This is a genomic window from Paenibacillus sp. FSL M7-0420 (genome assembly GCF_038002345.1).
GTDB lineage: Bacteria > Bacillota > Bacilli > Paenibacillales > Paenibacillaceae > Paenibacillus_AQ.
Map to the genome: position 1 here is coordinate 4,940,960 of NZ_JBBOCJ010000001.1, position 16,079 is coordinate 4,957,038.

The window sequence follows — 16,079 nt, forward strand, 5'->3', positions numbered from 1 at the left end:
GGTATGAAATAAAGAAAAATAACTCCGTACCTAACATATAATTTCTTTTCTTTTCAAAAAGAGCTGCCTTCAAAGGAGCCCCTTGAACTCTGTCGGGGAGATCCCGACATATTTCTTGAACTGCTTGTAGAAGTATCCCATTTCCCAGTATCCCACGGCTCTTGCAATTTCATGCACCTTCAGGTTTGTCGTGCGAAGCTGTTCCTTGGCCTTATCGATCCGGTAGCGGTTCATATATTCCGCAAAGGATTCGCCGGTCGTCTTGTGAAACAGCTGTCCCAGATACACCGGATGAATGTTGAACATGAAGCCCAGCTTCTTCAGAGACAGGTCCTCACTGTACGATTTCGCGATATAATTCAGCACCTGATTCACCACCGGGCTCTTCAGCTCCCGGTCCAGCATCCCGATGATGCCTGCCGAGGTCTGCCGGAGCGCAGCGGACAGTGCGGGCAGCGAATTCGCCCGGCGGATCGCCGTCAAGCCCTCGGCAATACACTCCCGCTCCGTTTCACTGCGGATATCCTTGATCAGCACCCGGAAGAACAGAATCCATTCCAGCGAGATCTCCTCCAGCATCGCTGGCGTTAACCCTTCCATTGCAGGAGACGAGAAATAGAGCTCCAGCTGCTCCGACAGCCCCGCCGCATTCTTGGACATAATGAGCTTGGCGTAATCGCTCCAGTCCTCCGGCAGAACCGCCCCCAGATCCTCCTTCCGGTCCCTCAGCTGCTCATAATAGATGATGCTGCGCTCCGGGTGAATCTCCAGGAACTCCTGTGCCTGCTTCGCCTGCTCGTAGCTTGCGGGAGCGGCGTCCACCCCATACACAGGCGGGCCTACGGCTGCGCGCAGCTTCTCACCGCCGGTGCATAAGCCGGTAATCTCCTCCAGCATGAATGCCATCTCCGCCGCCCCGGCGGAGGCTTCTTCATAGTTATGTATCAGCACCAGATCATTGTCCGAATCCCAGAACATGAAGAACGAAGCCTCTGCCTCTGCCAGATCGGATACCCTCTTCCTGAAGGTATCCGTTGCCGGCTCTACCTGTAGCAGGGCAACCTGCACATAACGGCTGGTGAGCGGCAGGCCGATCAGATTCAGCCGTTCGGAGCGCTCCTGCGGATCAATCTGCCCCCGCAGCCAGCGCAGCAGCACATTATCCTTCAGCACGGAATTCGTATATTCCCACCACTGCATATCCAGCCTGGAGACGTTCAGCTTCTCCACAATCGTCTCCAGCGTCTGCTGGAATTCCTCCAGATTAATCGGCTTCAGCAGATAATTCTCGATCCCGAGCGCCAAGCCTTCCTTCACATACATGAATTCATCGAAGCCGCTTAGCACCACCACCTTCAGATCCGGGCGGAATTCCCGGACAGCGCGGATCAGCTCAAGGCCGGTCATCACCGGCATGGAGATATCGGTAATCAGAATATCAGCGGGAATCTCCCGCAGCTGCTCCAGCGCTTCCTGTCCGTTCTCCGCCTGCCCCGCAATCATGAGGCCTAGCTCCTCCCAGTCCAATATATCCTGCAGGCCGCTAAGAATGAACGGCTCATCATCCACAATAAACACCTTATACATCTGCGTTCTCCTCCTTCGGCGGGTATGGAAAAGTAATCGTAACCACTGTTCCGCTGCCCTCCTCACTCTCCAGCTCTATGCCGTAAGACTTACCGTACATCAGTCTCAGCCGCTCATGAATACTGCGCAGCCCGAACGACTCGGACCCGGACAATTCGCCGTGATCCTCCAGCACCCCGCGGAGCCGGACCAGCCGCTCCTCCGCGATCCCTTTGCCGTTATCCGTAACCACCGCGCGAATACTCTCCGGCTCCGCTGTGATCACAATACGGATCACATTATCAGTCTGCCCTGTCCGCATGCCGTGCAGAACATAGTTCTCAATGACCGGCTGCAGCGACATTTTGAGTACAGGAAGCTCTTCCAGCTCTGGGCTGCATTCGATGGTATACGCGAACCGGTCCTTGTACCGGATACGGAATAATTCCAGATACAGGCGACAGGCCTCCAGCTCATCCTTGAATGTATATTTCAGCTTCGGACGGACGTACGACTTGAACAGCATGGACAGGCTGTAGATCATCTCACCTACATCCTTCGCCCCGCTGGAAATCGCCCGCATCCTGATGACTTCCAATGTATTATACAGAAAATGCGGATTCACCCTGGCCTCCAGTGTAGCGATCTCCGTATGCTTCTGTTTGATTTCCGCCTTATAGACCTGGTCAATATACTGATTGAGTTCATCCAGCATGCTGTTGAAGCTTTTGGCAATCTGGCCTAATTCATCTTCCTTGCCGTCCACAATCCGGGTGTTCAGATCCCCGTTCTTGACTTTGCGGGTGAAGCGGATAATACGGTGGGTCCGTTTGGCAAAATTAGAAATGAACATCGCCGGCAGCAGCACGGCAAACAGAATACAGACGAGTGCGATGGACACAATGGTGCTCCGCGCACTGCTATAGGTCTCAGCCAGCTCCTTTTTGGAGATCAGACTGACCACTGTATACCCGGCCTGGCTCTGCGTCTGGCTTGTAACGACCATCCCCTCTATCGTAAACTCCTCGCCGGCGTTAATCCCTTGCAGCTTCGGCAGCTTCCGGCCATACCCCTTACCCGAGGAATCGAAGATGACTTCATTCTGGGCGGAGAGCACGAGGATGTCGCCTTTGAAATCCTGCTTATAGTTATTCATGGCCTGCCAGATCGCCTCGGAGTCGAAGTAGACCAGCAGCTGGCCGATATTGAGCAGGGAGGACTTATTATTGATGGGTATTTTCACCGAGAACATTGGGGCTGTCGGCATCCCTATACTTTTCAGCACCCAAATATTTGGAACAGAGACGACACTCTCCTCACCCAGAACCATCGAATCGGGGACAAAAGAATGCGCCGCATTGGTCGAGATCCGCTCGAACTGCCTGCGGTTGTCGTAATAATACATCACCTGCTGGTTGGCGCTGTACAGGATCAGCCCGCGGATATCGGGATCATCGTCAATCTTGTTCTGGAAATACTGGATGGCGTTCGAGGTAGACTGTTCCCCCAGCAGAAAGCGGTCCAGCCGGTGCTCGATATAATCGCTTAAGGGATTCTCCAGCAGGAAGGTCGTATTACTGGCCAGACTCGCGTCCCGGTACACATCACGGAGCATATCCTGAACGGATTGATATTTGTTCTCCACATAATTGCTGATGCTCTCCATACTCTTGCGCTGGATATCCATCTGGCGCTGCACCGCCGAATCCGAGATTAACAGCAGCACCAGATAAGAGAAGGCGATAATGGTGGCTATGAAGATACAGGACACGATCAGCGTGAAGCGCAGGAACATATTGTCTTTAAAATACTTGCGGTACAGCGAAAGGCTTCGCATGATTCACCTCCTTCGTATTGATTAGCCTTGCGGGCACGGCTAGCCGGGATACACAAGAAGCGCTCCCCCCTGCTAAATGTGCCAGAGGGTGAGCGCTTGGTGTATGTTGTGCAGAATGGGCGGTACCTATTCCTACCCGCGCCTTACGGCGTTGGTTGGCCTTTGAGGTATACAGGCTGCGACTTGTTGCCGCTGTAATCCTCCATGACCACTGTAACTACTGCTGCGGTAGAAGTGAAGCTCAGCGCAGCCTTCGTCGTGCGGCCGCGGATAATCATCGGCTTCATGCCCGCAGCACCGGAGATATAGGTGACCGGGAATGACCGGTTCTGGCCGTCTTCATTAATGTACATATACCGCCAGTCCCGGGTGCTTGGCATCGGCAGGTTCAGCGTATTGCCGTTCCAGGACCAGTTCTCTGCATAAGGCTCGGACACCTTGTCGGTGAACGTTCCGTTATAGGTTATTTTATCGGTATTTCCGGCTTGAACGGTAACCGTATACTCATCACCGTTCACCGGCATATTCTGGAACAAGGCTGAGGTTGCCCCCTGCGGCACGGTCAATTCCTTCGATACCGGCTGCGGCGTGGTAGTCCAGTTCACCGACTTCACTGTTACCTTGACACTGCCCTGGGCTGCGGCGGGATTCGTCCACTTCACCAGGAAGTCTCCATTCGCAGCGGACTCGGCAGTCACCTTGGATACCGCAGCATTCAGGTCGAAGGACAGCGTAGCCGCATCGCCCTCCAGTCCATCGGCTCCGACAGCAACTACCTTCAGGACGCCGGATTTGGCCGGAAGCTTCTTGATATAGAAGGTCTCATCATACTTCCCGCCCACATAGATATCATTCACGTATACATTGTATTGCTTCACCTTGGAATAATCGGTGTCCATACTCCACTTCACGATCATCTCATCCGTGCCGGACAGGGCCTGGGCAATAGACAGACCGGCTGGAGCCGATGGCTTGACCGCTGAGCCGTCATGAATCCGCAGCTGGCCGATGTTTATCTGGTAACTGGCTGTTGCGCTGGAACCAGGGGTGAACACCAGACCGAAGGCAGCGATCTCCCGGCCGGCATACGCGCCGAGATTAAGCTCGGCTGTGGTCCAGCCCGTGGTATGCTTCCCGCTATTTGCAACAGGAACCTTCACCACTTGATTCGGGTTGTCGCGGAAGATGAGTCCTGCGCTCAGCACTGAGGTGTCGTTTGCCGACGGCTTGTTGTAGACGATGGACAGCTTGGAACCAGCTTTTACGGCAAGATTGCTCTTATAGAGACGCAGGAAGTTCTCGCTGTTCAGATTCCCGCTCACCGCCAGCGAGCTTCCGCCGTTGTAACCGCCAAGCTGCTGGTAATTCATACGCGAATTGGCGGTCTGGTCATAACCCGGACCATAATCGAAGTCCACGTTCAGGCGGTTGCCTGTAGTATCCTGCCACCATTGCCAGGTGACCGGAACATCCTGAAGGCTCATGTTCGACCACTCCGCTGCGCTGGATACCGTTCCAGCCTTGTAATAGGAAAGGCCGTGGCCGGTATTGAAGCTCGTATAGAAGTTGGAATCCTTAACCACCGAGCGCTCGGCAATAACCGAAGCGATCCCCGGCCAGTACCGGTTATCGGCATACACATCGGCTACCGTATTATTGGAAGACACCGCTGTATTCTTCGGATTCACCTGCGGCCCTGACCACCATAGCTGCTCGCGCAGGTTCGTCATCCATTGGTATTTGTTATCCGTACGGTTCGAGACAGGCCAGGACTGATTCATATCTTCGTCCAGGCCAGCATGGACGAAGTCCGCGCCCAGCGTTGCCAGACTGGTTCGTGGAATCCCCCCGGACAGCTTGCTGCTCAGCGCTGAGCCCTGAACGCTCTTGAAGCGGTCGCGCCCGGCTTCAAGTCCCGCGAAGCCGGTCTCAAAAAGATTGTAGCTCGTTCCCTGAGCTGCATTGAAGGTATTCAAGTAATTCGCCGCCGAGGTAATCTGCGAGCTGCCCATACCGTAATCGAAGAAATACGAATTCGAGACCTGTTTCTGGGCCGTTTTATCATAGAGCATAGAGATATTGTTGTTATTAAAGGTTCTGGCGAAGACATTGGCTCCCGTGGCAGTATTCAGAGAATCATACCATTGAACATACAGCCCGCCTTCCTGTAGCGCTTTCATGAAAGCAATATAATCAGGAATATCCGCTGTCGCCACATTCGGGTTCTGCTCCTCCTGATTCAGGAAGTACCCGTCATAACCGAAGTATTCGGCCATTTCAATCATTTTCTCAGCTACCGGGAACTTCCCGTTCGCATCCTTCACAATCATCTGCTTATACGTCTGCTGTCCCCGGTCATTGTTCGAGAAGAACACCCCGGCCAGTGACATTACCCCATTCTTATGTGCGGCATCGGTATATGCCGGATTCGGAATATTCAGCATGCCGAACTCGAACCATTTCTGCTGCCAGTCGGACTGGGCCAGATCGTCGTAATATTCCGGCGGTGTATACGCTGTCGCTGTTCCGTGCCAGTAGGAATAATAGTCAATATACTGCCAGAAGTTGAAGTGGTACTGGGCGAACTTGTTGGTGTACGGGGCATTCTCGATAAAAGCATTGCCATAATCGCCCGCAACATTCATCATCTGCACCGCCGGATTCAGCGCCGGATTGGCCTGAGTCTGCTGGAAAGGTGCAATCCGCTGCTGCAACGGCACCCTGGAGCGCAGCAGCGCCGCGTCCTGATCTCTCTGCGGACTCCAATCCGCTATGTGCTGGCTGGTATAGCCATGTACGCTGGGCTGATTCGCACCGTGTGCGCTTTCACCTTTGAACGGCCAGGTGTCTCCGGCCATGGCTGTCTGCGGCAGCAGGGTAACCAGCAGCGCTGTACCTAATACCGCTGAAGTCAGCTTACGAATTCTGTGTGTCCGGGATGTAGCTACCATTGTTCACTCTCCTCATTCTTCAGTTTGATGAGAACGCATTCATAATAACTGGATGAATCTTCCTTCTGAATAATAGTGATCAAGGTTACTATATAGCAGCTCATGCGGGGACTAATAGAAGCGAAATTAAAGATTCTCTGGTCAAATTAAAGAAAAGTGCAGTGAGGAGGGCAGGGGCGGCCGCCCTGCGGAGTGTATTACTTGTAATTTTGCAGTATGGGATCGCCGTGACTCCAGAGAAGTTTTGGGCTTCCGGCCGCTGTTGTTCCCAGATTTCTTAATTTAAACCGCTGTTCGCGGATGAAATCCGGTGACAAAGGCGGACGCTACCGCTCCTACAGCTCCAAAATTCCCCTCCATCACTTTTCCCTGTCTGTGTTTTTTCAAGTTCAATTTATATAGTTACTTTATTGGCTGCTTGCTGCTGTGTTCGCTTTTCCGCATACATTTCGCCCACGCACCTCCGCTGCCGCCATTGTGTTCGATTTCCGCATACATTTCGCCCACGCGCCTCCGCCCTGCCCAATGTGATCGGTTTTCCGATTACATTCGGCCTACGCGGCGCGTCCGGTCCAATTGTGATCGGTTTTCCGATTACATTTGGCCGACGTAGCGCCCCCGGTTCAATTGTGATCGGTTTTCCGATTACATTTGGCCTACGCGGCGCGTCCGGTCCATTGTGATCGGTTTTCCGATTACATTTGGCCGACGAGGGGCGTCCGGTCCAATTGTGATCGGTTTTCCGATTACATGCAGCACCCTTGCCACGCCAAAAAGCAGCCCCTCTAGGAACTGCTTCATGGTTACCTCATATGTTACTTACCTTCATTACATAAATCCGCCAGCTTACTCCGCCTCCGGATAAGGATTGATACTCTGGATCGTGCCGTCTTCGTTGTATTTCAGCTCGGTGTACTTCACGCAGCGCTTGTGGTTGACGCCTTCAGACAGGGAGCTGTCGTGATAGAACAGATACCACTTGTCTTCCACTTGCACAATGGAGTGGTGAGTCGTCCAGCCGATGACCGGAGACAGAATCTCACCCTTGAAGGTGAACGGTCCCATCGGATTCTTGCCGATTGCATACACGAGCTTATGCGTGGTTCCAGTTGAGTAGGACAGGTAGTAATCGCCGTTATATTTGTGCATCCATGGGCCTTCAAAATATCTGCGCTCTTCATCCCCGGCCAGAATCGGATTCCCGTCTTCATCGACAATCGAGATCTCGGCAGGCTTGCCCTGGAAGGACAGCATATCGTCGCTAAGCAGCGCAACTTGCGGTCCAAGGGCCGGCTGGTCGGCAGCCGGTCCTTCCGCATCCGGCACGAAGCTGCCGGTCTGCCACTTCTCCAGCTGGCCGCCCCAGAGTCCGCCGAAGTAGATATACGCCTGGTTGTCGTCATCTACCAGCACGGCCGGGTCAATACTGAAGCTGCCTTCCATATAATTCGGCTGCGGGGAGAACGGGCCTGCGGGAGACTCCGACGTTGCCACACCAAGACGGAAGATGCCGTCATGGTCGCGGGCCGGGAAGAACAGATAGTAGGTGTTGTTCTTATATGCGGCATCTGGAGCCCAGAGCTGCTTGGAGGCCCATGGAATATCTCTCACATGCAGCGCTTCGCCGTGATCGACCACCGGAGAATCGAAGCTGTCCATCGAGAGAACATGATAGTCTTCCATTTTATACTGGTCGCCGTTATCATTGCTCGGCTCGTCATGATCCAGATCGTGGGAAGGATAGATATAGATTTTGCCTTCATAGACATGGGCGGACGGGTCCGCTGTATAGATGTGAGTTACGATCGGTTGATTAGGCTTAGGTGGTTGTTGCTGATTCATAAGGCATCTCCTTTGATATTGGAATAATAGAATCCTTCATAGTAAGCAGGGCTGGCATTCTCTGTACCGTTGCCCGAAGCATGTACGCCGAGGCAGACACCGGTGAAGCCGCCGTTGACCTCCGGGGACAGGACCGATACATGAACCATCTCCGGGACTTCATGCCAGGACACGCCATCTGCCGAATACGAGCAGTGGTAGTGATGGCCGTCGCAGCGGAGGCGAAGCTGAACGGCACCTTGACCGCTTACCTCATACTGGTGAACCTGCCGCTCCTCGCCGTTCTTCACGACAAGCTCCATCACCCGGCGGCCGCTGCGGCAAGTAAGTCCCCAGAAAAGATATCCACGGTTGTTCAGCCGCGCAGCCAGTCCGGCATGCTCGCCTTCGGTCACCGGCGTGAAGTCAAGGCTTGCGCCCATCTCCATCCGGTGGTGCTGCTGGCGGAGACACGCGAACACTGCAGGTGCCTCATCGTCCAGCGTGTAAGCATTCCCGCGTACGGTGAGGCTGTCTTCCCGCTCGGTCCAGGAATAGCGCTCCGCCTCATAGGCGCGGAGGAACGCCCACTCCGGTCCGAAGCCGCTCTCCGGCGTAAAGCGCAGCACAAGGCTGTCCAGGCTGGATTCACCCTCTGCAATGACGGTGCCTTCATTATTGTCAATCATCGGCCAGCCGTCCTCCGTCCAGGTGACCGGAGCCAGGAAGGTCTCCCGGCCCAGCGGGGAATACCGGCCTTCCACCGGGCGCATGCCCAGGAAGACGGCCCACCACTGCCCGGATGTATCCTCCACCAGATCGGCATGTCCAAGGCATTGTACCGGATGGTCCTTCAGTCCCCGGTGGGTCAGGATCGGCTCCGGCTTGTCCTCGAACGGGCCGTAAGGACTGCTGCTGCGGGCAATAATCTCCCGGTGATCACCCGCCGTGCCGCCGGAGGCGGTCATCAGGTAGTAGACGCCCTTGATCTTGTACAGATGCGGGCCTTCGACCCACGGGCCGTCATCGCCGCTCCAGATGTTAACCGGCTCCGACAGCACTTCCCCGGACAGCGGATCAATCTCATACTGGATAATGTGCGACTCATAGCCTGCACCGTTCTGCACCGTAACATAGGTGCGCCCGTCATCATCGAAGAACAGGGACGGATCAATGCCCCCGTGCGGCAGCAGAATCGGATCAGACCAGGGCCCCTCAGGCTTGTCCGCAGTCACATAGAAATTGCCGATGCCTCTGACATCTGTAGTAATCATGTAGAATCGTCCGTCATGATAACGGATGGTGGCGGCGTAGATGCCGGATGAGCTCTTGGTCGCCCGCAGATCCAGCTGGGACTGGCGGGTCAGCACATGCCCTATCGGGGTCCAGTCGAGCAAGTCCCTGCTGTGGAAGATAGGCACACCCGGAAAATATTCAAAGGTGCTGTTAATCAGATAGAAATCTTCATTCACACGGACCACACTGGGGTCCGGATAATACCCGGCAATTACGGGATTCCGCACATTCATGGATTGCATCATACCCTCCTCTGGAATGAAAGCAAGCGTTTACAATCGCTAGTGTTATTGTACAAGCCCGGATTAAGCTTTCCTATGCGCAGACTAAAGAATTTCCCCCGAAAAAATGTACAATCTCCGCCTACAACCGATTGTACTGGAAATAAGCACCGTTTGCTCGTCATTTTGCTTGAGGAAATGGTCATTTTTTGCGGAGTTTACCGGCTACCTATAGTAGTCTCAAAAATCAACAAAAAGCCGTCCCCCAACCATAATCTGGCTTGGGGGACGACCCTGATCTTGCTTATACAATCGTTATGTGATGCCTATACTTACGGATTAATCAGATTCGATTGAATCAGTAATCTGCGGATAGCCGCCGACGCTTCGGCGCGGGTAATATTCTCGTTCGGCGCAAGACGCTGCTCGTCTCTGCCCTGAATAATGCCGGCCGACAGATTCAGCTTCACATTGGCAACCGCCCAGCCCGCTACCGATGCGGAATCGGCAAAGGACTTCAGCAGCTGCTGAACCTGCTCTTCGCTGCGCGAAGACTTCAGCTCTGTAATGCTCATCGCTCTGCTGACAATGGCCATGGCTTCCTGTCTGGAAATATTGTTGTCCGGTCTGAAGGTTCCGTCCGGATAACCGGTGATCAGGCCGTTCTCGATAGCAACCTGAAGCTCCAGCCCGTACCATCCGCCTGCGGAGACATCGCTGAATGTAACCTGCTGATCCCCATGCGTGACTATCCCGAGTGCTCGGGCCAGCATAGCTGTGAATTCAGCCCGCGTGATCGCCCGCTGCGGTTCAAAGACCGCTTCCTTCGTGCCGCTTACCACCAGTCTTGAGCCCATGTCATTGACATCCGGCTTGCTCCAGTGCTTCGCCACATCCGGGAATTCCAGCGGATTCCAGATCAATCCGAAATCGCCGTTCTCCAGACTGTTAATTGTCGCATAATAACGTCCGTCTTTGATTGTTACATAAGTCGGCTGATGATAGATTTTACCATCCCGGTATAATACGCCAGTGGTAATCTTCATATTTGCCGGTACCGGCAGCGTGTATTTCACCCAGCCGTGGCTGGTTACAAGTACGGTCTGTCCCTGATACTTGGCCTTGACCGAGAAGTTCGCAAGTGTACCGCCTGTTTGCGCCTTCCGCATCCCGGCGGCAAGCTTGAATCCTTCAACGCTGGCCGGAGCAGACTCCGTCAGCTCGGCAGTAATAATAATGTCGTTCACATTCACATTGCCTTGACCGAACTGCTTGCTGAGCTCTGTCAGATTGATATCTGCGGCATTCAGTCTGGCCGTACCCAGATCAGACTCGACTACGATCTCGCCGCCTTTATTCTGCAAGTCCTTCAGGCTGCTCGCAGTAAGCTCTACACTGCCAGCCGGAATGCCGGTAGTGGTTCCTTGCTGAGCAGGTGTAGCCGTTGGCGCAGGCTTCGTTACTGGATAAGACTCAGGACTCTTATCTGTAATCCGCACAATCTGGAAGGTGCTGAATTTGTTAATCTGTATCTCCAGCGCTACAGGCTCGCCGCTGGAATTATACACAATCGCTGGAGTATAGACGGCAACCTCGCCGTCGCTGTGTTCAACATATACCCGCAAGCTGTCCAGGAAGGCATCACGCGCCCCGGAGCTTTGCAGCGGAATGCCGCCAGCGATTTCAGTGAGCGGAAGCAGAATCTTGGTGTTGATCTTGCTGTAGTTGGCTTCAATCTCCCTTGGAGCTCCAAGGGTCTGGAGCGTCTTGTCACTGGTCAGAGCCAGCTTGGAAACGCCGTTCAGAACGGCATTGCTCTGAACCCTGAGCTGTTCCAGGGTATTCTCCACCGGTACCACCCGGAAGTACAGGTCTGTAGCGGTTGCTTCGAGCTGCTCCAGGCTGGCTGCATCCAGACGGATGGAACCCAGTGCTGTGACAATATCAAGTGAAGCCTTGCGTCCGGCCAGAACCGATACCGCGCCGGAAGGAATCTCCACCGCAATCTCATCCGCCGGTGCAGCAGAATCATCCACATGGGTGATGCTTACCTTCCGGTTCGCTGCATCCGGGTCATTCGGATTCACGCCTTCAATCAGGTTATACATTTCATTCTCATCAATCACAATCGTGTCAATCTTGGTTCCGTTCGACAGGTTCGTTCTCAGAATCGTTACGCCCTGCTGTAGCGGACTGCCGTCATTAGGGGTAGACATTCCTGCCTGCCTGGAGGTTGCCTGACGGACGGCACCGTCCTTGGTCACGCCTTGTGCCTTAACGATCAGCAGATAATGCTTAACTGCACTCTTCCCGCCCCGGGTGAAGGTTGCGGTCAGAATGACATTCGTATCCTTGGGCGGAAGGGTTACATTGCCCTTGGCCTGTTCGGCATTCTGCTGGACAGCGATTACCGATGCTTCATTCGAAGACCAGGTAATCTTCGTATCATATTTGCCGGTCTGCAGCAGTACGAAGGCTTCGGTGACACTCTCCCACGTATCCCCAGGCGCGAAAGTGGCCGCCGTGTTGATTCCGGTGCTTCTTGCCGCATCCTCTGCGGCTTCCTGGTCGCTGAGCTTTTTGACAACAATTGTAAAGGTCTTGACCAGCGTCTCGCCCGGACGGTCAGGGTCTGCCAGCTTCACAGTAAGCTCTACCGTCACATCCTCTTCATCCGGTCCAGGTCTCTTGACCCGTCCGGTATTCGTGAGAACATCAGGGTTACTGGAGGTCCAGGTCAGCACAGATCCGGTCTCGCCTGTCTTCGGCAGGAATAGATTCCGGGTCACCGACTCCTCTGAATCTCCCGGAGCATAGGTTACTTGAATATTCAGCTCATCCTGGGGAAGGTTGACCGGGCTGGTTCCTTTGACTGTAATATAGAAATCCTTCTCCCGGAAAAAGCCTTCCTTGGCAACACGCGCCGTCAATCTAACCACCGTATCCTTCAGCGGACGCTGAACTTCACCGGTGTTGCTGACAATATCGCTGCGGTGGCTCGTCCATACTACATCAGAATCATAATTGCCTTTCGAGATCAGTGTGATGGCTTGCGTTACACTCTTCGCCGTATCCTGCCCCTGATACCCGATAGCCAGGAGTTCAGCAGCTTCATCAAGCTGAGCATCAAGCCCCTCCCGCTTCGCCTTAACTGTTACAACGAACTCCTTGATGACGGTGACATTGCCTTTGGTAATTGTTGCGGTAAGGGTCACCTCCCGGTCCCCTTCATTAGCACCGGGACGGTTCACTGTACCCTCTGGACCCAGTATGGAAGGCTCCGTGGAGGTCCAGGTAATCTTACTGCCATAGTTGCCCTCTGTGATCAGGTCCAGCTTCGTTTTCACCTGCTCCTGGAGCTCATTGCCTGCCCGGATCTTCTCCCAGGTCAGAGCTTCCAGGCTCTCCTTCACGGACTCTTCGTCCGTCAGCGGATGCTTGACCACGGTGAGTACGAATTCTTTCGTCTCGGTTACATCCCCCTTGGTGATGACCGCCGTTAAGGTAACAGTACGATCGCCATCCAGGTAGGAAGGAGCCTGAAGTTTGCCATCCGGCGTAATGACCCCCTCATCTGAAGAAGTCCATTTGATGCTGCTGCCATTCTCACCGGCTGCCGGTAAATAGACATCTGAGGTCACCGAATCCTGGCTGACATTCTCTTTGCGGATGGTATTCCAGGTCAGCAGGTCTGTATCCTCGGCTACCGATTGGTTGTCGGTTCCGGCCTGTTTTTTGACTGTGAGCACGAAGGTCTTGGTCTGTTCCGAATCCCCGTTCTTCAGTACAGCGGTCAGCGTAACCTCCTGATCTCCCTCCGCAAAGACAGGGCGTGTTACAGTCCCGTCCGGCCCGATAACATCCTCGTTGCTGGAGGTCCAGGTAATCGTGCTGCCGAAAGCGCCTGTCTCGGGTAAAAGCAGCCCTGACACAACAGACTTCTGCACCAGATTCTCCTGCCGGATCGTATCCCAGGTAACGGCTGCCGCGTCACGGTTCACCAGTGACACCGTGCCCGGAAGCTGGATATCGAAGTTATTTGACGTCACCGGCTTAACGCCGTCTACAATTATGGACGGATCGACAGTCACCGATGCGAAAGCCGAAGCCTCAAGCTTGCCGGTTGCTTCTCCGGTGATCTGGATCTCCAGCACGGTGTCGCCGATCCGCACTACCGTGTAGTCCAGACCTTCCGGCAGATTGTTGAGGTGAACCCCTCCGCTAATCCCTTCGGTGAATACGCCGTTGCGCAGGGTAACCGTCAGCTTCTCTGCCGCTGTCCCGTCGCCTGCATCGTGAATCACTTCAGGAGACACTGCAATCGCTGCCGGAGGAGAGCGGAACAGAATAGCGAAGGTTCCCGAAGGAACGCCTGCAACCATAACTCCCGCCCGGTCCACGCTGTCAGCGGGCTTGTGACTGGCTGCCTGTCCGGCAAAAGCTACCGTAATCTGAGTTGGACTGTCCACGGTAACTGTACCCGGTGTTAGGCCCGGCGGCCAGTTCACCGCTTCAATAGCCTCGATCACCGACTCATCGAAAGAACCGTTCTTCAGCTCCAGCACAAGCGCTCCCTCAATGGTGCCGTCATTCATCTCTGACTCATAGAGCAGCGGTGACTTGACCACCAGATAAGGCTCTTTGTCCATGAAGTCGAATTTGAAGGTATTCGTGCTCAGGTCCGCCGCTGCTCCTGTCAGCTTGCCGGAGGCCACGGTTACATAAGCTCCGTAGACATCGCTGGTTACCGTAGCTGCACCGGTGAATTTGATTTCCAGCTCCGTGTCGGAGATTCTTGTTACTGTTGTGCCGAGGCCCGCTGGAAGGCCATGCACCTGCACATCGCCCGCATTGACCGGTGCGGCGAATTTCCCGCCAGTAAGCGTCACACCGAGCGTCTCAGTAATTTCTCCAGAGCCGTAGACGGCTTCGGATACAATCCCTTTATTCAAGCTGAGCACCGCAGGGTCTCTGAACGTTACACTGAAGGTCTTGGTCGTCAGACCGGAGGAATTCCCAATCAGGTTCTCCTTATCGACCGTCACGGACAGATTGTTCGTGGTCGCGTCCTTGCCATGGTTAACGGCAGCACCCTTCAGCGTGAAATTAAGCTCGGTATCACTGAGCCGGGTCACGTCAAAGTCAAGGCCTTCCGGCAGATTATTGACACGGATGTGGCTCAGATCAATAGGATCTGCAAGGGTGGCCCCGACAATGTTGACCATCTGGTTGCCGGTAACTGTTCCATCGTTAGCCTTAGCCTCCGTCAGATCTGTACTGTCCTCCTCATCCAGCTCGATTTCCGAGATGACCTCACTGAAATCCCTCTCGTCCAGACTCGTATAATAGGTGAATTTCTTGCTCTCACGGGCAGCCATCGCACCTGAATCCCAGGTAATGGTAATCCCCCTATCCGCTACAACTTCATTGCCCTTGGCCGCCGGGCTATCATAAGCGGCTTCTTCATAAGGGTCGCTGTTGCTGAACCCGAAGACAGAGGCCTTCGCCCGCGGATTGCTGGAGTAGAAGAAGATCGGTGCTCTCGAATTGAAAGCCTTGAAGAGCGGATCATTATCCCCTGTGGTATTCGCTCTAACTACGGCGGCGCCATCCTCTTCGATGGTGTGAGTCACCATATTGGAAGTTACAAAGGCTCCACCCTGATCTACTGTATTATCCGGGTCCATGGTACGCATATACCGCGCCCCGTCCCATTTCTTGCCCGTCAGATTGGTGATGGTTACTTCATTGCGGTAGAACTTCTGGTCTTCCTTGAAGCTGATTACTTGCTTAATCTCCATTGCGCCAGCCCAAGTGGATACCGTGGTCGCACTTAGCATCCCTTTATCCGTCTGCGAGGTATTTATAACTCTAGTAGGCATATCGTGGGCGTTCATCAGAGCTGAATTGGACTTCGCATATGTATTTCCCTCGCTCTGGTATCCTACCGCGAAGCGTTCTTCCGGTGTGCCCGGCAAATAGTAATCGACCGGCAGGTCTTTACCTGTTCCATAGCCGTCATGGTCGGCGCTCATCCCCAGATTCGGTCTTGAATTCGTGCCACGGAAGTTAGCGGGCTTACTGCCCATCGTACCGAAATTCCCCCAGTTGCTTACTCCCAGTTCAATGAATTTGCCCCCCAGGAAAAGCTCTGTTCCGCCTTCTCCGCCATAGGCAGCCCTCGCTCCCCAATCTGCTGAATCTGCATGTACAGCCAGGGGTGCAGGAAACATAGACAGGATCATTGCGGGCACCATTAGCAGTGCGAGCAGCTTCTTACGCTTCATTGTCTCACTCCATTCTTAATAATTGAAATGCAAGCTTATACATATAAAACCAAATCACTCTCACAAAATTCTCACAAATGATCGAAAAATGTCGTTAATT

Annotated in this window: 6 protein-coding genes; all 6 read right to left on the minus strand. The window is 54.0% G+C overall.

The genetic code is table 11. From position 1 onward, the window contains the following. Window positions 1-69: 69 nt before the first annotated feature. The gene (locus MKX51_RS21205; protein ID WP_340993736.1) at window positions 70-1,587 is read right to left on the minus strand and encodes a response regulator transcription factor; all 1,518 of its coding nucleotides are present in this window, start codon (window positions 1,585-1,587) and stop codon (window positions 70-72) included. Beyond that, complete coding sequence (locus MKX51_RS21210) at window positions 1,580-3,403, minus strand: cache domain-containing sensor histidine kinase (RefSeq protein WP_340993737.1); 1,824 nt, start codon at window positions 3,401-3,403, stop codon at window positions 1,580-1,582. The genes MKX51_RS21205 and MKX51_RS21210 overlap by 8 nt, the downstream gene beginning before the upstream one ends. 143 nt (window positions 3,404-3,546) lie before the next feature. Further along, window positions 3,547-6,354: an endo-beta-N-acetylglucosaminidase gene (locus tag MKX51_RS21215; RefSeq protein WP_340993738.1), complete on the minus strand. Its 2,808-nt coding sequence runs from the start codon at window positions 6,352-6,354 to the stop codon at window positions 3,547-3,549. 846 nt (window positions 6,355-7,200) lie between these two features. Beyond that, a complete protein-coding gene (locus MKX51_RS21220; RefSeq protein WP_340993739.1) occupies window positions 7,201-8,196 on the minus strand; it encodes a glycoside hydrolase family 43 protein in 996 nt (331 codons plus the stop codon). Further along, window positions 8,193-9,716, minus strand: coding sequence for a glycoside hydrolase family 43 protein (locus MKX51_RS21225; protein ID WP_340993740.1), 1,524 nt, complete (start codon window positions 9,714-9,716; stop codon window positions 8,193-8,195). The genes MKX51_RS21220 and MKX51_RS21225 overlap by 4 nt, the downstream gene beginning before the upstream one ends. Before the next feature lie 308 nt (window positions 9,717-10,024). Next, window positions 10,025-15,979 carry an S-layer homology domain-containing protein gene (locus tag MKX51_RS21230; RefSeq protein WP_340993741.1) on the minus strand — a complete coding sequence of 1,985 codons (5,955 nt, stop codon included), beginning with the start codon at window positions 15,977-15,979 and terminating at the stop codon, window positions 10,025-10,027. Between the last annotated feature and the right edge of the window lie 100 nt (window positions 15,980-16,079).

Bases quoted from the DNA above. Each gene is read 5' to 3' on its own strand.
- MKX51_RS21205 (WP_340993736.1), bottom strand. From the start codon at position 1,587: ATGTATAAGGTGTTTATTGTGGATGATGAGCCGTTCATTCTTAGCGGC.
- MKX51_RS21230 (WP_340993741.1), bottom strand. From the start codon at position 15,979: ATGAAGCGTAAGAAGCTGCTCGCACTGCTAATGGTGCCCGCAATGATC.
- MKX51_RS21225 (WP_340993740.1), bottom strand. From the start codon at position 9,716: ATGATGCAATCCATGAATGTGCGGAATCCCGTAATTGCCGGGTATTAT.
- MKX51_RS21220 (WP_340993739.1), bottom strand. From the start codon at position 8,196: ATGAATCAGCAACAACCACCTAAGCCTAATCAACCGATCGTAACTCAC.
- MKX51_RS21215 (WP_340993738.1), bottom strand. From the start codon at position 6,354: ATGGTAGCTACATCCCGGACACACAGAATTCGTAAGCTGACTTCAGCG.
- MKX51_RS21210 (WP_340993737.1), bottom strand. From the start codon at position 3,403: ATGCGAAGCCTTTCGCTGTACCGCAAGTATTTTAAAGACAATATGTTC.